Here is an 18,938-nt window from a genome sequence, read left to right on the forward strand (position 1 = left end):
TAGGAGGACGATGGCAGGGTCTCTATAGCCGCCGGTAGGTTGACTTTTTGCTCCAGCGCGGTACTATGGACGATGGACATATAGCGTTTCTCATGTCCATAAGGAATACGCCCTCACCCCAAACCCCTCTCCCAGAAAGGGAGAGGGGCTTTGAAAAGTACATAATGAGTCCACCGAACCGCTATAACAAGCTGATCCAGTCCCTGAGTTAAGAATGTAAAATTTTATTGCTCAGGCCGATCGCCCAGGCACAGACTGGGTGACAATAAGGGTTTTGTTTACCAGACGTCACCGGAAACCATCGTGATTCAAACCAGCCTCAATCGTCATATCATCGATCCACCCCAAAGCGTGAATCCGGTTTTTGCCCGTCACGAGACCTTTCACCCTCGGTTTGGCTGGCTGAAAAAGGGTTTTGATAAAGCTAAGGAAGATCCTGGGGTATTTTTGGCGGAAGATGCGCCAGTGCGTCTCGGTGTGGGGAAAAATATGGTGCGATCGCTTCGTTATTGGTGTCAAGCCTTTAAGATTTTAGAAGGCGATCGCCCTACAGTATTCGGCGAAAATCTTTTAAAAGATGACGGCTGGGATCCGTTTTTGGAAGATCCAGCTTCTCTGTGGTTGCTACACTGGAATTTGCTCAAACCCCCCTGCGACGCGGCAGCATGGCATTACACTTTTAATCAGTTTCGGCGGGTGGAATTTTCCCAAAATGATTTGTTCTTGGCGGTGTCCGACTATGGGAAAACTCTCAAAAAAAATCTGGCTGATTCTTCAATTAATAAAGATGTTAGCTGTCTGCTAAGGATGTACGTTAAACAAAGCCGAAATCATCAAGTGAGTGAGGATTCGATTGATTGTCCTTTTGCCGAATTGGGTTTAATTACTAGGGCTGGCGACTCTAAATATTACACCTTCCGAGTCAACCAGAAGCGGAATTTACCCCCGGAAATTGTAGTAGCAGCCTGCTTAGAATACGCTGAATTTGTGGGGCGTGAACAACGCACGATCGCCCTGTCTCGGCTGCTTTATGATATCGGTAGCCCCGGTATGGTATTTAAGTTGCCAGAAAGTGCCGTCTGTGATGCCATTGAACGGGTGGCGCGGGGGTGGGATGCGATCGGTTTATCGGAAGCCGCCGGATTAATTCAGTTTTACTTTACCCAAAATCCCCAAGAATTAGCGGATCATCTGCTGGGAATGTATTACAATAAAAGGAGAGTTGATTAATCCAATGCCTAAACTTTTATCAGATTATTTTAGCCTCAATCGTCGCTATTCTCGGTCTATCAATATCGAGCGGGATTTTGACAATGTGGAAGCCTTAGCCGGATATATTCTAACAGAGCGATCGCTAGATGCACTGCGGCGAATTTTGACCGGATTTACTAACCCCCAAGCTAACCGCGCCTGGACGCTAACCGGAGTCTATGGAACCGGAAAATCATCCTTTGCTCAATTCTTAATTGCCGCCTGTGGCGACGAAAAAAATTCCGCCCACCAGGAAGCCTTAGCACTAATTGAAACTACCCTTGGTAGCGACAGTAAAGAGTATTTATCATTAACTAAAACTATCCCCAAAGCAGGTTTTTTTAGGGCGATTGTCACCGCACAAAGGGAACCTTTAAGCCATACAATTATTAGGGCTTTATATCGTGGCTGTGAAAGTTTTTGGGCTGACAAAAACCCACAGAAAAGACCCCAAGTATACCGAGACTTAGTAGATTTAAATGCAGAAATTGACCACCAAAACTCTGTCAATAGTAAAGATGTTGTCACCCTAGTTAAAGAAATTAGTAAAGCCGCCGCAACTCCCCTGTTAATTATCATTGATGAGTTAGGGAAAAACCTAGAATTTGTCGCCCAAAATCAAGGGGCAGAAGATTTATATCTGTTGCAACAATTAGCAGAACTTCCTCGTGATAGCAATTCTCCCATTTATTTAATTGGTTTGCTACATCAAGCCTTTGCAGACTATGGGGAAAGATTGAGTTCTGTTCAACGCAACGAATGGGCGAAAATTCAAGGCAGGTTTGAAGATATCCCCTTTAAAGATTCCTCCCCTCAAATGCTTCGATTGGTGGGTAAGGCGATCGATGCTTCAAATGCCAAAACCTATACAGGCGCGATTAATGACAGGGCTAGACAATGGTTTGATTCACTACCTGTCGCACTTACCTCAGACATCACTACTGAGGTGCTGGGTGCAACCTATCCCCTGCATCCGTTGGCGGCGTTAGTATTACCTGAATTATGCACCCAATACGCCCAAAACGATCGCTCCTTATTTACATTCCTCACCAGTGCCGAACCCTATTCCTTTAGGCGCTATTTAGAAGAGACGATCGCAGATGATACGAAACTGCCGACCTTGAAACTCGACCGTGTTTACGACTATTTTATCGAAGCCGTGGGGATGGGTATCACCTCCCGCCCGAAACTGCAACGATGGATAGAAGTGCAGGGCTTAATTAACGATGTTTCCAAAACCTTGGATCCTGACAGTTTACGGGTGCTGAAAACTATCGGAACCTTAAATATTGTCACCACCACCGGGGGGCTGAAAGCTACACGATCGCTTGTGGCTTTGGCAATGTGTGACGGTGTGGACGAGTCCCAGGAGTGGGAAAAAGCGATCGAGAACCTGCTGCAAAAAGGAATCGTTACCTATCGGCGACAAGTTGATGAGTTGCGGATTTGGGAAGGGTCTGATTTTAATGTAGATAGCGCCGTAGCCGACTATTTGGGAAGCGATCGCACCACCCTAGTCGAACTTCTGTCGGAAATTCGCCCTTTGGAACCCCTAGTCGCCCAACGACACAGTTATGTTACAGGAACCCTGCGCTATTTTGAACGGCGCTATCTTGATAATCCTATACATCTCTCCGCTCTTTCTTGTACCCTGAAAGATGCCGACGGTGCGATCGCTTATTGGGTGGGGGAACAATTGCCCAATGTTATGCCAGAAATGACCACCGACGGCAAACCTTTAATCGTGGTTGGTGTCGCCAAATTGGAAACCTTGCGGATACAGGCGCGGGAATTGGCTGCATTGCGACACATTGAAAATAATGCTCCCGAATTGCAAAGCGACGGGGTGGCGCGGCGAGAAGTGCGTTACCGTTTAGTGCAAGCCGAGGAGTTATTTGATGATAGCCTTAGTCAGGCTTTTGACCTCGCGGAAAATCCCAACCAATGCTGGATTTTGGGAAAACAAGAAACCCTCAACCACATTACCCATTTTCACGCCCAACTGTCGCGGGTGTGCGATCAGGTTTATCCTCAAACCCCGATTTTGTGGAATGAACTAATCAATCGGCGCGACCTCACCTCCCAAGGCGCTAAGGCGAGACTGGAGTTGATTTCGGCAATGTTGCAATACGGCGATCGCCAACGGTTAGAATTGACAGGATACGGCCCGGAAGTGAGTATCTATTACTCCCTTTTGTCGGAAACCAAAATCCATCGCTGCGAGGATGACCAGTGGGGATTTTACCCGCCGCCGGAAGATGCGGGGATTTTCAACGTTTGGAAGGCGATTGAAACCTTTTGTCTGGAAGCGAAAGAACAACAGCAAACCTTAGATTTGCTTTATCAGCGCCTGCAAGCGCCTCCCTACGGCATGAAACAAGGGGCGATCGCCATATTGTTAGCGGCGGTGCTGCTTTACCTTATCGACGACGTGGGGGTTTATAAAGATGGCTCCTTTATCCCCGTGTTGGGATTGGAACATTTCGAGATATTGGTGAGGTATCCCGATCGCTTTTCCGTGAAATACTTTGAAGTCCTCGGAGTGCGATCGCAAGTCTTTAAAGAATTGGAGGCAATTTGGGGGAAACGCAAACCCCTCAATAAACCGGGGCTTCGTAATATCACCCTGTTAACAGTCGTTAAACCCTTGTTTCAATTCGCCAAAGCATTACCCCCCTACACCACTCAAACTAAGCGCCTCAGCGCCCAAGCAGTGGGGGTGTTGCAGGCGTTGCAGCGAGACCAGGAACCGGACGAACTGGTGTTTACATCTTTACCGCAAGCCTGTGGTTTGCCGGCAATTACCAGCCAAGAGGGAGAGGATACCAATATTGCCAAAACCCTCCGCACCAAGCTAGTAGAAGCCCTGCGAGAGATTCAGACGGCTTATGATTGCTTGCTCAACGACTGTCAGACGCGCTTATACGAGGCGTTTGGCATCAGAAGCCCCGAAACTCGCCTGCGGGAAGATTTGCGAGTGCGTGCGAGTTATATTAGCGGTCAATCTCTGGAACGTCGCCTAACCAGTTTTGCTCAGGCGGCAGCAGATGAGAATAAAAGCGATCGCCAGTGGTTAGAAGCACTGGTGATGATAGTTGCCGATAAACCTGCCGAGTCCTGGACTGATGAAGATGCCACCGGATTCGAGATTAAACTCAGCGACATCGCCAGAAGGTTTAAGAACCTGGAAGCGTTGCAGAAAGAAGTCGCCGCCAAAGGAGAGGGATTTGAGGCGCGGCGGATTACCGTTACCCGTCCCGACGGCAAGGAAACCCACGGCATAGTCTGGAGCGATCGCGAATCCCAAGGTAAAATCGAGGCGTTGGTTGAAGAAATATTGCAAAAACCGATTTTGCGAGATAATCCTCAACTCCAGCAAGCCTTTGTTGCTAAACTAACCGAAAGAGTTTTGGCAGCAACCTCCCCCGAGAATATTCCTCAAATGCAGGGAAAGCGTCAAACCCTGAAGCCTGAAGCCGATCAAATCAGTGTGAATTAATCGCCAAATCCAGGAGGTTTACCATGAATCCGACGAAAACTCCTCAGACTATGGAAAATCATCCGGTGGTGTTGCATCTCCATCCGGCGATCGAGTTAACCCCAGAGCAATTTTTAGAAATTTGTCAACTCAATCGAGACTTACGCCTTGAACGCACAGCCACAGGAGAATTAGTGATTATGCCCCCCACTGGCAGCGAAACGGGTGGACGCAATTTTAGACTACTCGGCCAGCTTTATAACTGGACTGAAGGAGACGAGACGGGAATTGGGTTTGATTCGGGTACGGGTTTTACTTTACCGAATGGAGCGCAAATTTCTCCCGATGCTGCTTGGGTGAAGTTGGAACGATGGAACGCCCTTACAGCAGAAGAACAGGAACAATTTGCTCCCCTTGCGCCGGATTTTGTGGTGGAATTGCGATCGCTATCTGACCCCTTAAAACTACTCCAAGACAAAATGCAACAGTACATCGATAATGGGGTGCAACTGGGATGGCTGATAGACCGCAAACAGCGTCGAGTTTACATATATCGTCCCGGAAATGCGGTAGAATGCCTCAATAATCCGGCTACAGTTAGTGGCGAGCCAATCTTGCCTGGGTTTGTTCTGGATTTAAGCAAAATTTGGTAAAAAAGCCCTCGAAAAACTTGCTAAAGTTAGGGTGAGCAGCCCGAAATGTGGGAAAATTACAGGAGATATGAGCAACAAACCCCTTCGACATATCCTCGGTTTATCCGGTGGCAAGGACAGCACGGCCCTCGCCGTACTCCTGCACAAACAGGTGCCGCAGATGGAGTATTTCTTCTGCGACACTCATAAGGAGTTGCCCGAAACTTACGAGTATCTCGATCGCATCAAAGCTCGCTTAGGGATTAAAATTCACTATCTGAGTGCCAAGCGAGGATTTGACCATTGGCTCGACATTCATGGCGGGTTACTTCCCTCACCCCAAAAGCGCTGGTGTACGGTGATGATGAAAATCAAGCCCCTAGAGGAATTTGTCGGGGACGACGAAACCATAAGCTATATTGGCATCCGCGCCGACGAAAACCGCGATGGTTACATCTCCACCAAACCAAATATTCGCCCAGTATATCCGTTTAAAGAAAAGGGTTTGGTAAAAGCTGATATCCTACGGTTGCTAGAAGAGAGCGGCATTGGACTCCCCGACTATTATCGTTGGCGCAGTCGCTCCGGTTGCTTTTTCTGTTTTTTTCAGCGAAAATATGAATGGGTAAAGCTGGCGGAGGAACATCCGGATCTGTTTGCTCAGGCGGTTGACTACGAGCAGAATCATAGTGACGGCAGGCATTACACTTGGACGGATGGGGAAACGCTGCTCGAACTACTCGAACGCAAGGAGGAAATTATTGCCAACCATGAGAAAGCAATGGCCAAGGAAATCACAAAATCAGTCCCCAATCGACCTTTAGCTGATGTCCTGTCTTCAGTCTTAGATGAGGAAGATGAGGATTTACCATGTTTGGCCTGTCATTTGTAACTTTATGAGTCAGTAATTATCCCTGCTATGTCTGATGTATATGATTTTGCTACTCAAAAGGCAGCAATTTCAGGTCACTTTGCAAGAGAGCATGAATTTATGCTCAGATGGTTGCCCCATTATGTAGAAAATTTTCCTATAGCAATGCGAGGAATTAAGTTAAAATGGGAAAATTGTAAATTTGTCAAAGCAGCTCAAGTTCAAATTCCTAACAAACATGGGGTTTACTGCTTTTCGATAAAACTAGGCCGTCCATTTCCAGAAGACATTCATTTGCCTCTCTATATTGGAAAAGCAGCACCTGGATATTTATCAGAAAGGTTTGAATCTTATTTGAAGGAAAGGGAAAATCTTCAAGGCCGCACCAAAATAGTTTTCATGCTTAATAAGTATAAAAATGAGTTGTATTTTTGGTGGGCAGTGTTACCCCGTATAAATGTTGATACAGTAGAAGAACACCTTCTAATGTGTTGTCAACCTCCCTGTAACACACAAATACCTTCAAGAGAAAAACTCTGGGCTAAAGCATTCGATTAATTGACTTTTGTTAAACGGAAGATAGGAGATCAGAATGGCAGATTATGTTCCAGCCTTAAAAGCGAGAATGGGTGATTGGCAATATTATGTAACCGTGATGAAGCTTGGTAAAATAGCACGAGAATGTCAAATTGCTGAAGACATTCGCCCGAATAAAGAGTTGAATGAGCTGATTCAAAGAGAAATTACCGGGCGTGTTGCCAAAGAGATGGTTCCATATTTATTGAATGAACAACAGAGGTTTTATGGGGCGTTGGTGGTTGCTGTCTATGGGGGTGAACCTGAATTTTCGCAAGTAACAGTTGATGAACATCCCTTGATAGATGATGATGACGATCGACATAGCTATGGTTTTGGTTTATTGCGCTTCGATGGAAGCCAAATTTACTATGCTCTTGATGGTCAACACCGGCTGCGGTCTATCCAAGAAGCCATAAGAATCAATCCCGATCTTGCCAAAGAAGAAATTAGCGTTATTATTCTGAAACATGAAGAAACGCAAGAGGGTCTACAGCGAACTCGCCGGTTGTTTTCTACTCTCAACCGCAGAGCTAAACCTACAACTGCTGGACAAAATATAGCCATTGATGAAGATGACGCTATAGCTATTGTTAGTCGTCAGCTTGTGAAAGAAAATGCTATTCTTAAAGATTTAGTTTCAATCAAACTAACGACAAAAAAAATCCAACAAAATAAAAATGATTATCCTTATATAACAACCCTTGCAGCTTTTTATGCAACCAATGAAATTCTCCTGGGGTGCTATGAGGGTGGATTGGAAATAGACCAAGACTTCAAGCAATTTAGACCTTCAAATGATGAATTGGAAAACTACTACAAATTTTTAGAGCAGATATGGATGTTGATGCTAAACAAATGCCCTGGATTTGAACCTGTGGTTAATGGCAAAAAGAAACCAGGAGATCTTAGGAGACTTATCAATGATGATGGGTCTATATCCTTTAATGAAAAAGGTAAACCTATGGCTGGAGGAAATGTTTTTGCCAGACCGATTGGACAATACATAGTTGCTGAAGTAATAAAACAAGCAGGAATTCAAGGAAAGTCTATAGAAAATGCAATCGATGCAATTATGAATAATGTACCTATGGACATTAATCTAGCTCCCTGGAAAAATCTGGTTTGGAATCCCTCTACACAAAGAATTGTAGGAAGTAAGAGTGAGAGAGCTTTAATTGTTTCGCTAATTAGTCATGCTTTAGGATTAAAAATTAATGTTAAAATACGGGAACTAAAGCAAAAATATCGTGACGCAATAGAGGATCAAAAAGCATCTTTATTGCCTCAAATTAATTGGTCGGGTAACTCTCATGACAACGAAGTAGAAAACGAAGTAGACAACGAAGTAGAAGATGATGAAAATGAATGAAAGAACATGATAGTTAGCGATCGCTACACTGTCAACTATAAAAGCGATCGCAGGTTTCCCGAATCCCCAATTGCTATAATAGAGCAACTCTTTCTGTGTTAGAGGTTTTCCAATGTCTATCATTACCATTGATGTCCCCGATGAACTTTCGGGACAACTGACACAAATAGGCGATCGCCCTTGATTCCTGTCAATCTAAACCGGAGGCGATAGCTTTGACTGCCGAAAAAAGGATAGAACTCAGTCAACACGCCTTACTAAAAATTGAAGTCTTAGAAACTCACGGAATCACGATTTCTCCAGAGATAATTCAAGACACAATCCGAGCGCCAGACAAAGTAGAGTCTAGGGAAGGAGAAAAATACATCGCTCAAAAAAGATTAAATGAGACTTTAGTTCTCAGAGTCGTTTACAGAGAATATGCCGATCGCATTTTAGTCATTACCCACTACCCAGGAAGGAGGTCGCGATATGAAACGGATTCGATATAGTCCAGATGTGGATGCTTTGCTGATTGAACTATCAGAGGAACCCATTGCCTATGCTGAAGATGAAGGCTCCCTAATTCTTCACTATTCTTCCAGTGGAGAGGTAGTGACAATCGAGGTTTTAGATGTCAAAGAATTTATGGCTAAAAACTCCACTGCTGAAGTGAGTTGTGAAAATTGACCTTTAGCTTGACGTTCCCACTTTAAATGCGTTAGTTAAACCTAACCATTTCCCATACATTGTACCACCAAATTACCAAATTGGCAGAAAGAGACAATATCTCCCTTGACCAATGGGTGGCGATCGCCTTTTCGGCTCAAGTTTCCCCTTGGATGACTCAAGATTATGTCGTGGAGCCAGCAAAACAGGGAAATTGGGAACAATTTAAACAGGTTTTGAGCAAGGTTCCCTTAGTTCCGCCGGAGGAAGTAGTTGTCAGATTTCTGAAGTGGCGATCGCAGATTTACCCTTCCTCTGATCAAATAGTACCACCTCTTCAAATGGTCGTATTTTACAAGATTTTCCTCAACTCAGCGCCCAAGATTTAGTCAATGCTTGGAACTATTCCCAGGCTAGAGGAAATGGAAGCGGCAATTCAAAGAAATGAGGATGATTGAAATAGGGTGCGTCTTGATGCCGATGAAAATTTCCCTCTTCCAATTGTCGAATTCCTGCGTTTAGCCGTTCACCATGTCCACCCAGCGATCGCGATTCTATGCCTGGATGGATCACAATCACTTTCAAGCTGATATAATACTCAATAAACTAAAAATGGAGATCCGCCATGAGCCTTGTTCAGACCATTGTGGAAAAATTGGAAAATTTACCTCCTGAAAAACAGCAGGAAGTGCTTAATTTCGTAGAATTGTTACACTTACAAATTGCACCCGATACAGATCTCTCTCAAGAAGATGAAACTGCCGAATCAGTTCTCACTAAAGCGGCACAATTTATTGGCTGTGTGGAAGGACCAGCGGATCTCTCAACAAACAAAAATTATCTTGAGGGATACGGCAGGTCATGAGACGGGGAATCATCATCGATACGGGGCCATTGGTTGCGTTACTTAATAAACGCGATAGTTGGCATGAGTGGGTAAAACAGGAAGTGGCTCAAGTTAAACCGCCTTTATTGACTTGTGAATCGGTAATTTCAGAGGCTTGTTTTCTTTTAAAAAACCTACATAACGGTCAAGAGTCAGTTATTTATTTACTAAATAACGGCACGATTCAAATCTCTTTTCGCTTGAATGAAGAAGCCGCTTCCATACAAGAACTGTCGAGGCGCTACCAGTCGATGCTGATGTCCCTTGCAGATGCCTGTATCGTTAGGATGGCTGAGTTATATCCTCAAAGTATGGTGTTAACCCTCGACAGCGATTTTACGATTTACCGCAAAAACCGAAATCAAGAAATTCCTCTCATTATGCCTCCCAGCTAAGTAGGTCGGCGGAATTAACCCGAAGTTGAGCAACCGGCATAACCCTGGCAGCAAAAGGGTTTTAGGCAAAACGAATCTGGAAATATTTTCGCCTACCTACTTAGTCCTGACTTTGTTTAGGGAGTGTTCGCTGGAAAGTTCCTCTTATATTTCTCTTGATCTACAGAGCGTATTCAGGGGGTTAAATTTCAGGGTGATGGCAGATGCTTTAAACCTTTCCCTTCTATCTCGACCACCTCTCTCTCTGCCAAGCAACGATTTGATTGGAGGTTCGATATGCCTAGAATTACCATTGATGTCCCCGATGAACTTTCGGGACAACTGACACAAATAAGCGAGATTCAGCCCAACTATAGAACCCAGTCTATCGATACTGATATCAATGCTGAACTCCATCAGTTTAAATTGTGGCGATCGCTCCCTTTATGGAAAAAAGCAGAGATAGTCAGCGGTTGGACAAACGGGGTTTGGCAAATGTCTCTCATGGCGATTCAAAACCACTTCTCCAGAGATAATTCAAGACACAATCCGAGCGCCAGACAAAGTAGAGTCTAGGGGAGGAGAAAAATACATCGCTCAAAAAAGATTAAATGAGACTTTAGTTCTCAGAGTCGTTTACAGAGAATATGCCGATCGCATTTTAGTCATTACCCACTACCCAGGAAGGAGGTCGCGATATGAAACGGATTCGATATAGTCCAGATGTGGATGCTTTGCTGATTGAACTATCAGAGGAACCCATTGCCTATGCTGAAGATGAAGGCTCCCTAATTCTTCACTATTCTTCCAGTGGAGAGGTAGTGACAATCGAGGTTTTAGATGTCAAAGAATTTATGGCTAAAAACTCCACTGCTGAAGTGAGTTGTGAAAATTGACCTTTAGCTTGACGTTCCCACTTTAAATGCGTTAGTTAAACCTAACCATTTCCCATACATTGTACCACCAAATTACCAAATTGGCAGAAAGAGACAATATCTCCCTTGACCAATGGGTGGCGATCGCCTTTTCGGCTCAAGTTTCCCCTTGGATGACTCAAGATTATGTCGTGGAGCCAGCAAAACGGGGGAATTGGGAACAATTTAAACAGGTTTTGAGCAAGGTTCCCTTAGTTCCGCCGGAGGAAGTAGTTGTCAGATTTCTGAAGTGGCGATCGCTACACTGTCAACTAGAAATGCGATCGCTGGTTTCCCCACTCCAAAATTGCTATAATCGACAGGGTAAGCCCATCTAATTCGGTATTAAATTTAATTGACAAAAAAGTTAGCTTACAGTATGTGGAAATTAAACGGGCGGGAATGAGTGATGAGTACATGATGCTTACCCTCAAATCCTGCTGTCACGCCTGATTGATATCTGCTTACCCTCCTCCGTCCCCCTATGATTGTCAGATGACCACCGATATCTACCATATTACCCATCTTAAAAATTTACCCTCTATTTTGCGTTCTGAGGGCCTCCTTGCTAACAATCGCTTAAAATCTCAGCGGATCAATTATGTAGATATTGCTCACGAAACCATCCAGAATAAACGCGCTCAAATTAATGTCCCTTGTTCCAGGGGCGGCACTCTTCATGATTACGTTCCTTGGTATTTTGCGCCTCGTTCTCCGATGCTTTACGCCATATCCAGAGGCAACGTTCAAGGATATGAACAGGGGCAAAGTCCGGTGATTCACTTAGTGGCAACAGCGGAGGATATCGCAGCAGCAAGTCTTCCTTTTGCATTTACGGACGGTCACGCAATTGTTAGGTATTCAGAATTTTATGACAATCTCGACTCTCTCAATGCGATTGATTGGGAGATTATGAATGCACGGTATTGGGCAGATACCCTGGAGGATGGAGACCGGAAGCGCCGCAGACAAGCCGAATTCTTGGTTTATGAGTTCTTCCCTTGGACACTCGTGCGAGAAATCGGGGTGATAGATGCCGGAAGAAAAGCCGAGGTTGAAGAAATATTACAAAACTTTACGATTTCGACACCTGTAAAGGTTTTTCGGGAATGGTACTATTAAAATTAAGGCATTGACCAAAAGAGCAACTCCCGGCAATGATTCACTTTAAGCAAGGCAACCTATTGACAGAAAAGGCTGATGCCCTGGTGAACACCGTTAACTGTGTCGGTGTCATGGGGAAGGGGATTGCTTTGCAATTTAAGCAGGCGTTCCCGGAAAATTTCCGAGCCTATAAAACAGCTTGTGATGCTAAGAGAATCCATCCGGGGCAGATGTTTGTAGTTGCTACGGATAAGCTATTCCCCAAATACATCATTAATTTCCCCACTAAGCGCCACTGGAAGGGAAAATCTAAAATAGAAGATATCAAAGCGGGATTAATTGCACTGGTTGAGGAAGTCAAACGGTTAGAAATTACCTCGATCGCAATTCCTCCTCTGGGATGCGGAAATGGGGGCTTAGATTGGGCGGCAGTTAAGCCTCTCATCGTTCAATCTTTTGCGGAAGTTCCCGATATTGAGGTGATGATTTTTGAACCGACTGGCGCACCGGTGGCGGACCAAATACCGGTGGCTACCTCTACCCCTAAAATGACCATCGGGCGTGCTTTATTGATTCGCTTGCTGGAATTGTACGGGATTCCTGGGTATCGCTTAACTAAGCTGGAAATTCAAAAACTCGCCTATTTTTTGCAAGTAGCTGGCGAACCGTTAAGACTGCGCTACGTCAAACATCAATTCGGACCTTATGCAGACAATCTTAATCATGTTTTGCAAAAGATTGAAGGTCATTACATTCGCGGATATGGCGATCGCACTGAAACTTCGGCAATGTATGTCTTAGAAAAGGGGCGTGACGCTGCCGATCGCTTTTTATCAGCACATCCCGATACGGGCGCGCGTCTGCAACGAGTCAGCGATTTAATTGAAGGATTTGAGACCCCTTACGGGCTGGAAATGTTGGCAACCCTTCACTGGGTGGCCACGGAAGATCCGCAAGCTGCCATCGATTGCGATCGCGCTATTGAAAAAGTACAGGAATGGAGCGATCGCAAGCGCCATCTATTTAAACCTAACCATCTGCGAATAGCTTGGGAACGCCTTGACACTCAGAACTGGTTTGATATCAATAGCGATGACGAAATCCAATAATGTTCATGACCCTAAAAAAATGTGCGAACGATAAGATATTGATGAAACTGCCCGATGTAGAACCGGAGGAATTTGATAAGCTGGAGTTGTAGATTGCTGAAGTTGCGATCGCCCACTCTAGGACGGGTCAGGCAGACTTCTAGAATGGCGATCGGCGATCGCCTTTCTATTCCTGGAAATGAATACCCACGATCGGCTGACAGAAAGACGGCGATTGTGCAATAGTTCAGACTTGAGTCAATGGATAGCAGTATAGACCCTATTTATGGCGATCGCCTATAGCAATCCTAAATGATTCCCTCACCCCCAACCCCTCTCCCTTTCTGGGCCGCCATCGGTTGGGGGTGAGGGCATTCCACAACTAATTTAGGGTTGCTATATTAACCTGGTTCTCGAATCATTCCCACTCAAACCCATGAAAAATTAGGCGGTTCCACTATTTTTTTTGAACAAACCGCAGGCTGTTTAGCGGATGAGCCATTGGTGAGAGAGGCCCAGGGGGAATCTGAGGTCAGAGCGGAAATTTAGGGATTTCTTGACTGGATACTAAGGTCTAAGAGGGTTTATAAAAGCAGGTGAAGTTAGAGTTGAAAACTTGCTGGAATGTGAAAATTATCCATTGCTAGTTCAGGATATCCTACAAACTTTTAGTAGTAATCGGCAAAATTAAATGGTGACAAAGAAAGTTAGCAGGATAAGGCTTTCCTGATGGAACTGTACGGTTATGTTTTGATATTTTATGAATTCTATTTAAAAAATGTGGGTGATGCTCCAAACTACAGGAAAGTTTGGCTTCAATATTACTAAATACTTTACTGGTTTCAGGGGAAAAAAGATACCCAAGCATACCGCCTTGGCTAGAAAATGGTGCGTATCGGCAAGTCAAAAATTCATTATTAATGTCGTTTATATACTCAGAAAGTTTCCCCTCCGAACGAAGTACCTTAGCTTCTAACGGCCACATCATTCTTCCGTCACCACCATGCATAACAAAAGCAATATCATATTGTGGTGACTGGGCAGGCGGTGCCTTCCTTGTTTCAAATTCATAGGGACCATGTTCTACATCAAATGGCTCCCATCCCGTCATACATTGTCGAATTCTGGGAACAAATCGCTGGGTAATCGTCCTCTCGCGCTCCTCATAATCTTGCTGCCAGCAAATTTCTAACAAGTCACACTCTCGGAGCCGGTCATATCCCTCCCAAACTAATGTTAAAATCAACATCGATTCGTCTTCACACCACTCTTTTGCTAATTTAACAAAATCAGGTGGAACTGGTAGGTTCTTGGTTTCCCAAGGTGTTGGTCGTCTCCTAGCCACTTATGACTCCTAATTTAATTTATGAGTAAGATTCCAATCCGCTGTGCCACATCATAATATCAGCAGCCACTTCGTCAGCATCCCGTAAAGCCATAGAGCGTGTCCAGTAGCGGATTTGATCTGGCTTTACAAAATACACAGTAGGAATGGTTTTTCCATTCAAGTGAATAGAATCATATATTTTAGCAACCCGCTGATAGAATATTCCCCCCTCCTCTATACTGGACTTTTTTAAAAAGGATTGATTTAACCCCTCTAACTGTTCTATAAGATCTAAAGAATCTACGGGTTCAACCTGGATTTCTTCACCCTCATCATTTAGGGTAAGATAAAAAGCAATTAAACGAAACGGCATATAGGGAGTATTATGCTCTTGAAAAATTTTAGCACAGATGTTTTTATTGGTGCCAAACCCAGCTTTAATCACCTTTAAAAAACAAGTGCAATATTCTTTTAAGACCAATTCCGAAGCTATTGTTCTAAAAAGAGTGCTAGATTGTGAACGAGTGCTTTGACGGCCAGGAGATGAACGATTACCTTTAAAATCAGGTAAGGTGTAATTAAAGATATCCTCAATTAGCAACCACTCACTATCCTTCAAGGAAAAGGCTTCACAGACCCGATTGTCTACATCATCAAAATCCAATGTTTGAATATCCTGCAATCGAATTGGATTTTCAGGAATTGGAACGCGCAGCAATTCATCAACATTAGGTTCAGGTCTATAAGAAGCAAAGCGTCCACTTGACAAAAGAAGATAATAAACAGCAAGCTTGCTGTTATAAGTTAGACAAGCCGCTTCTAAAATTGAAGTATATTGACGTGGAACATGGACAGTCACGTAACTTTCAGAACAAAGCACTCCTTGCTTATCCTCATCTGACAGGATAATTGCTGCTTGAAATCTTTTTGAATCAATTGTCCAAGCTTGCTTTAAAATTAGTTGGGGTATTTCAAACGCCGAAAAATCGCTAGAATCTCGTGAATGGGTATAAGGATCCTCGTTAGGCAGCAAATCTTCTAGATTGATAAAAATAAAGGTACGAGCGGGGAACTGCCGCACCAGGCGTTTTCCCAGGATATCTTCCTGATACTTTTTTCTATTACCCCGGATAATACCTTGTCTTTTAATGGCAATTTTAGCACGCTCCAGTTTTTCAAAGTTTTGTCCTTGGCTCAACCGGCGCACTAAAGCTAAGTCACGTCTGCCACCCCACATTAATGCAGTCCATACTAAAGAATCTTGGATTGCTTCTTGCGGATAAATTAAATTGATATCATGAGGTTCTATAACTATGCGGTAATCATCTTCATTACTGGCAACAGGCTTTGGGCAGATATAAGACAATGGTTCACCATTTGGTAATTCGGCAGATATCGTGACAATGCAAGTGGGTGAAATAGCGTCTTTGAATAACCCAAATCGCAAAGCAGATAAATTCACAATTTCATCTACTTTATATTCATAAAAAAGTTTTTCCCGAAATCTTTTTGCTGTACTAATTTGATTAAAAATTAGTGCAAGAGCAGGCTGGAGCATTGCAATCGGTTGACCAGCCTTTGCTAAAGCCGCAGATTTGGGCAAGAAAAGTGGGCCAATATTGCCGTAAGGAATCGGCCACTTATTTGTTTTTGCCCAAGACTTCGCAAATTGAGTAACTGTATTTTTTCCCCAAGGGGCATTACCTATCACTAAATCATATTGCCCCGCATCAGCCACTGTGCGAAACCCTTCTACATTTTCTTGGAAAAAGTCTGCAGATATTAATCTCTTGTCTCTCAGTCGTGGAAAGCGTACTTGCTCCCAATAATATCGAGGATCTATCTCATCACACATAGTCAAGTAAAGGCTAAATGAAGCAACCCTTACTGCTTGCGAATTAATATCTACTCCCACCAAATTATCTGTAAGAATTTGTTGCAATATGGGTGCAGTGATTTCTTCATTTGGATAAGATTTCTTCCATCTATAAATAAGTCGCTGAAATGCTTTGACTAGAAAAATGCCCGATCCACAAGCCGGATCTAGAATTTTCAGATTCCACTCGCCACTATCCCACGGCAAGACGCCATCCAAGATAAAGTCAACGATATGTCCTGGAGTATAGTGAACTCCTTTATCCGCATTTTTTTTTCCTTTGTCAACAAATTCTTCATAAATACTACTAATGAACTCAAGGGGTATGGCATCAAAGGAATACTGCGGCCAGAGGCAACCCTGTCCCGTTTCCATTTCCAGATCGCCACTGACAAATTCTGCAAGCAGATTGAGATGTTGTTCAGTGACTTTATGTTCCTCTGCTTGCCATTCGTGTTCGCGTTCCGCTTCTGTCGCTCCTTTTCCTGGAAATAAATCCCCATTAAATTTATGGTTAAGCCAGCGAAAAAAATTATAAGTATCTCTTTTATTTCGGAAAATATCAGTTAAATTTTCATAGCTTTCTAATAAGTGTCCTTGTTCATGTAAATGAGCTAGTAAGTCTGGATTTAAAGCGGCGTTTCCCTGAGAATCTTTTCTGTCAAATAGAAATTGAATAAAAATAATCCTGGCTAATAAATCGTGGATGGTGTCGTAATCGAGTTTAAGCTTATTAAGTTGCTTGCGGACACTTTTGAGATTGCTCAGGAGCATTTGGTCAGCAGACTGGCTACGCTGAAATCGCTTATTATTTGCTTGAAAAAACTGCCCTGACACCAAATCAGCCCAGTGGATGTGTAAAGTATCAGCCGCCTGTTGAGAGAGAGAGGTCTGATCGAACAATTCAAGTTGCTGACGCGAAACTTCAGCTACAGGTCTGAGATTCTCAAATTCGGTTGGGGGGCCTTCGTAACAGCTCCAAATTCGCAACCGATCCGGTTCCGCAGTAATTAGCGACGGAGAGCGAGCAAAACTCCATGCAAGTCTGTAAGTTTCTTTAAGCGTAGCCTCTGATACTGGAATAGGAAACTGACAGACCACGGCGATAGGGGCCTCAGTTTCATCCCCGTGAGGATTTGGAGCGAGCACTCCCACTTGGAGGTCAGCACCAGAACCATTTAAAAGATTTTTGATATTCCTTCCCAGTTTTTCCCGAGCTAGGCGTGCATACACGCTGGGCCCAGCACCTGTTGGCTCCATGACTTGAGCCAGTTCAGGCCAGTGGAGCTTTTGGTGAGCTAGTTCTAGTAATCCAGAAACAGACATAGGACGGTTTAACCTGCATTACAGCAGAAGACGACAAGAGGGCTATCGTGTTCTTGATTGAAGACGATTTTGCCTTTTCTTGCGGTGTTGTCACCCGTTATTATATTGCAGTAGCGCTAAAATTAAATAAATTGTATTATATTTTTGTAAAATTATAATAAATAAGGGATCCACACTCCTAGAATGGCTATGATAGAAGGATTCACTCGACGAGAAACCCTCGACCTCACGGCTACCACCTCCAATCGCCTGCAATACCTAGAACGGTGTCAACTGGTAGTCCCCCACCGAATCAGCAAGTCCCGAAGGCCCACAGTGATTTATACCTGGGAGCAGGTTTTAGAAATCCGGGCCATCAAAAATCTTCGAGAAGTCATCTCGCTCCAAACGGTGAGAAGCATTATTAAATTCCTCGATGAGAGCGGATTTGACGATAGCTTACGTGACAAGCAGCTAGTTGTCATTGATGAAGAGGTAATCTGGGTTCAGCAGGATTGGAAAGACTTTGCCGACAAACTCCCGTCAGCTCTGAAGGTGGCAGGACATAAAAACAAAGATGTGGGTCAGTATCTCTTAGTGGTTATTCCACCTCTATCTCAAATTGTGAACGAGGTATGGCTGGCGGCTGAAAAATCGACTGTAGTCCATTTTGAGAGTTTTAAGCAACGGGCTAAAGCCAAACCGACTCAGGTAGCGTGAAAGGATTCTCAGAGGGACACTTCAACAGCAACCCCTATGTCGTGGGTATCACCCCTAGATTTCCTCACGGGTATCACTCCAGATGGCGGAAGCAATTCTCTACCCTATTACCCATCTTAGAAATTTAACCTCTATCTTGCGTTCTGGTGGCATCCTCGCTAACAATCGCTTAAAATCTCAGCGGATCAATTATGTAGATATTGCTCACGAAACCATTCATAATAAACGCGCTCAAATTAATATTCCTTGTTCAATAGGCGGCCCGCTTCACGATTACATTACCTGGTATTTTGAGCCTCCTTCTCCGCTGCTTTACGCCATCTCCAGAGGCAACATTCAAGGATATGAAGAGGGGCAAAGTCCGGTGGTTCACTTAGTGGCAACAGTCGAGGATATCGCCGCAGCCGGAATGCCAATCTGACTGTATCATCACCTAGAATAAAAGAGATTTACAAGAAGCCGAACGTTTGGGCATCAGGATTTTATCACCCAAAGAGTTTCTGCAAGAAGTAGGAG

Annotated in this window: 21 protein-coding genes; 19 read left to right on the forward strand and 2 right to left on the reverse strand. The window is 44.0% G+C overall.

What is annotated here, in order from left to right; genetic code table 11:
• The first annotated feature begins 303 nt into the window (after nucleotides 1-303).
• The 17 genes from HFV01_RS02075 to HFV01_RS02155 all read left to right on the forward strand — a co-directional run bounded on the left by HFV01_RS02075 (nucleotide 304) and on the right by HFV01_RS02155 (nucleotide 13,440).
• Entirely contained in the window at nucleotides 304-1,230 is a 927-nt protein-coding gene (locus HFV01_RS02075) for a DUF4007 family protein (RefSeq protein WP_006623463.1), read from the forward strand.
• A 4-nt stretch (nucleotides 1,231-1,234) separates the two neighbouring features.
• On the forward strand, nucleotides 1,235-4,750 hold the full coding sequence (locus HFV01_RS02080; protein ID WP_193520789.1) for a hypothetical protein: 3,516 nt from the start codon (nucleotides 1,235-1,237) through the stop codon (nucleotides 4,748-4,750).
• A 23-nt stretch (nucleotides 4,751-4,773) separates the two neighbouring features.
• Nucleotides 4,774-5,382: a Uma2 family endonuclease gene (locus tag HFV01_RS02085; RefSeq protein ID WP_008055054.1), complete on the forward strand. Its 609-nt coding sequence runs from the start codon at nucleotides 4,774-4,776 to the stop codon at nucleotides 5,380-5,382.
• A 67-nt stretch (nucleotides 5,383-5,449) separates the two neighbouring features.
• Entirely contained in the window at nucleotides 5,450-6,253 is an 804-nt protein-coding gene (locus tag HFV01_RS02090) for a phosphoadenosine phosphosulfate reductase family protein (protein ID WP_046318432.1), read from the forward strand.
• Nucleotides 6,254-6,280: 27 nt separating this feature from the next.
• Complete coding sequence (locus tag HFV01_RS02095) at nucleotides 6,281-6,790, forward strand: hypothetical protein (RefSeq protein ID WP_046318430.1); 510 nt, start codon at nucleotides 6,281-6,283, stop codon at nucleotides 6,788-6,790.
• Between the two features lie 34 nt (nucleotides 6,791-6,824).
• On the forward strand, nucleotides 6,825-8,180 hold the full coding sequence (locus HFV01_RS02100) for a DNA sulfur modification protein DndB (RefSeq protein ID WP_193520790.1): 1,356 nt from the start codon (nucleotides 6,825-6,827) through the stop codon (nucleotides 8,178-8,180).
• Between the two features lie 215 nt (nucleotides 8,181-8,395).
• A complete protein-coding gene (locus HFV01_RS02105; protein ID WP_193520791.1) occupies nucleotides 8,396-8,671 on the forward strand; it encodes a DUF4258 domain-containing protein in 276 nt (91 codons plus the stop codon).
• A complete protein-coding gene (locus HFV01_RS02110; protein ID WP_006623474.1) occupies nucleotides 8,652-8,849 on the forward strand; it encodes a DUF2283 domain-containing protein in 198 nt (65 codons plus the stop codon). Before HFV01_RS02105 ends, HFV01_RS02110 begins: the two co-directional genes overlap by 20 nt.
• Nucleotides 8,850-8,929: 80 nt before the next feature.
• On the forward strand, nucleotides 8,930-9,217 hold the full coding sequence (locus HFV01_RS02115; protein ID WP_318286102.1) for a hypothetical protein: 288 nt from the start codon (nucleotides 8,930-8,932) through the stop codon (nucleotides 9,215-9,217).
• 236 nt (nucleotides 9,218-9,453) lie between these two features.
• Nucleotides 9,454-9,693, forward strand: coding sequence for a DUF2281 domain-containing protein (locus HFV01_RS02120; RefSeq protein WP_006670690.1), 240 nt, complete (start codon nucleotides 9,454-9,456; stop codon nucleotides 9,691-9,693).
• On the forward strand, nucleotides 9,690-10,109 hold the full coding sequence (locus tag HFV01_RS02125) for a type II toxin-antitoxin system VapC family toxin (protein WP_193520793.1): 420 nt from the start codon (nucleotides 9,690-9,692) through the stop codon (nucleotides 10,107-10,109). Before HFV01_RS02120 ends, HFV01_RS02125 begins: the two co-directional genes overlap by 4 nt.
• A 276-nt stretch (nucleotides 10,110-10,385) precedes the next feature.
• On the forward strand, nucleotides 10,386-10,664 hold the full coding sequence (locus tag HFV01_RS02130; protein ID WP_006623473.1) for a hypothetical protein: 279 nt from the start codon (nucleotides 10,386-10,388) through the stop codon (nucleotides 10,662-10,664).
• 122 nt (nucleotides 10,665-10,786) lie between these two features.
• Nucleotides 10,787-10,984, forward strand: a complete 198-nt coding sequence (locus tag HFV01_RS02135; protein WP_006623474.1) for a DUF2283 domain-containing protein — start codon at nucleotides 10,787-10,789, stop codon at nucleotides 10,982-10,984.
• A gap of 80 nt (nucleotides 10,985-11,064) precedes the next feature.
• The gene (locus HFV01_RS02140) at nucleotides 11,065-11,340 is read left to right on the forward strand and encodes a hypothetical protein (RefSeq protein ID WP_318286103.1); all 276 of its coding nucleotides are present in this window, start codon (nucleotides 11,065-11,067) and stop codon (nucleotides 11,338-11,340) included.
• Nucleotides 11,341-11,497: 157 nt separating this feature from the next.
• A complete protein-coding gene (darT, locus tag HFV01_RS02145) occupies nucleotides 11,498-12,124 on the forward strand; it encodes a type II toxin-antitoxin system toxin DNA ADP-ribosyl transferase DarT (protein ID WP_193520795.1) in 627 nt (208 codons plus the stop codon).
• Nucleotides 12,125-12,159: 35 nt separating this feature from the next.
• Entirely contained in the window at nucleotides 12,160-13,215 is a 1,056-nt protein-coding gene (gene darG, locus HFV01_RS02150) for a type II toxin-antitoxin system antitoxin DNA ADP-ribosyl glycohydrolase DarG (RefSeq protein ID WP_008055040.1), read from the forward strand.
• Between the two features lie 72 nt (nucleotides 13,216-13,287).
• Nucleotides 13,288-13,440 carry a hypothetical protein gene (locus tag HFV01_RS02155; protein WP_157234539.1) on the forward strand — a complete coding sequence of 51 codons (153 nt, stop codon included), beginning with the start codon at nucleotides 13,288-13,290 and terminating at the stop codon, nucleotides 13,438-13,440.
• A 412-nt stretch (nucleotides 13,441-13,852) separates the two neighbouring features.
• On the opposite strand, the gene HFV01_RS02160 is transcribed toward HFV01_RS02155, so the two are convergent.
• On the reverse strand, nucleotides 13,853-14,539 hold the full coding sequence (locus HFV01_RS02160) for a hypothetical protein (protein ID WP_006670695.1): 687 nt from the start codon (nucleotides 14,537-14,539) through the stop codon (nucleotides 13,853-13,855).
• A 19-nt stretch (nucleotides 14,540-14,558) separates the two neighbouring features.
• Nucleotides 14,559-17,723 (reverse strand): HsdM family class I SAM-dependent methyltransferase, encoded by a 3,165-nt coding sequence (locus HFV01_RS02165; RefSeq protein ID WP_006670694.1) that lies wholly within the window; start codon nucleotides 17,721-17,723, stop codon nucleotides 14,559-14,561.
• A gap of 189 nt (nucleotides 17,724-17,912) precedes the next feature.
• On the opposite strand from HFV01_RS02165, the gene HFV01_RS02170 reads away from it, so the two are divergent.
• Entirely contained in the window at nucleotides 17,913-18,422 is a 510-nt protein-coding gene (locus tag HFV01_RS02170) for a MerR family transcriptional regulator (protein WP_235720294.1), read from the forward strand.
• 82 nt (nucleotides 18,423-18,504) lie between these two features.
• Nucleotides 18,505-18,843 carry a DarT ssDNA thymidine ADP-ribosyltransferase family protein gene (locus HFV01_RS02175; RefSeq protein WP_006670692.1) on the forward strand — a complete coding sequence of 113 codons (339 nt, stop codon included), beginning with the start codon at nucleotides 18,505-18,507 and terminating at the stop codon, nucleotides 18,841-18,843.
• Nucleotides 18,844-18,938 lie beyond the last annotated feature (95 nt).

The organism is Limnospira fusiformis SAG 85.79 (assembly GCF_012516315.1).
Classification (GTDB): Bacteria; Cyanobacteriota; Cyanobacteriia; order Cyanobacteriales; family Microcoleaceae; genus Limnospira; species Limnospira fusiformis.

Coding starts and splice junctions, on each gene's coding strand:
- HFV01_RS02120 (WP_006670690.1), top strand. CDS start 9,454: ATGAGCCTTGTTCAGACCATTGTGGAAAAATTGGAAAATTTACCTCCT.
- HFV01_RS02165 (WP_006670694.1), bottom strand. CDS start 17,723: ATGTCTGTTTCTGGATTACTAGAACTAGCTCACCAAAAGCTCCACTGG.
- HFV01_RS02170 (WP_235720294.1), top strand. CDS start 17,913: ATGATAGAAGGATTCACTCGACGAGAAACCCTCGACCTCACGGCTACC.
- darG (WP_008055040.1), top strand. CDS start 12,160: ATGATTCACTTTAAGCAAGGCAACCTATTGACAGAAAAGGCTGATGCC.
- HFV01_RS02095 (WP_046318430.1), top strand. CDS start 6,281: ATGTCTGATGTATATGATTTTGCTACTCAAAAGGCAGCAATTTCAGGT.
- HFV01_RS02125 (WP_193520793.1), top strand. CDS start 9,690: ATGAGACGGGGAATCATCATCGATACGGGGCCATTGGTTGCGTTACTT.
- HFV01_RS02080 (WP_193520789.1), top strand. CDS start 1,235: ATGCCTAAACTTTTATCAGATTATTTTAGCCTCAATCGTCGCTATTCT.
- darT (WP_193520795.1), top strand. CDS start 11,498: ATGACCACCGATATCTACCATATTACCCATCTTAAAAATTTACCCTCT.
- HFV01_RS02085 (WP_008055054.1), top strand. CDS start 4,774: ATGAATCCGACGAAAACTCCTCAGACTATGGAAAATCATCCGGTGGTG.
- HFV01_RS02135 (WP_006623474.1), top strand. CDS start 10,787: ATGAAACGGATTCGATATAGTCCAGATGTGGATGCTTTGCTGATTGAA.
- HFV01_RS02100 (WP_193520790.1), top strand. CDS start 6,825: ATGGCAGATTATGTTCCAGCCTTAAAAGCGAGAATGGGTGATTGGCAA.
- HFV01_RS02090 (WP_046318432.1), top strand. CDS start 5,450: ATGAGCAACAAACCCCTTCGACATATCCTCGGTTTATCCGGTGGCAAG.
- HFV01_RS02130 (WP_006623473.1), top strand. CDS start 10,386: ATGCCTAGAATTACCATTGATGTCCCCGATGAACTTTCGGGACAACTG.
- HFV01_RS02175 (WP_006670692.1), top strand. CDS start 18,505: ATGGCGGAAGCAATTCTCTACCCTATTACCCATCTTAGAAATTTAACC.
- HFV01_RS02110 (WP_006623474.1), top strand. CDS start 8,652: ATGAAACGGATTCGATATAGTCCAGATGTGGATGCTTTGCTGATTGAA.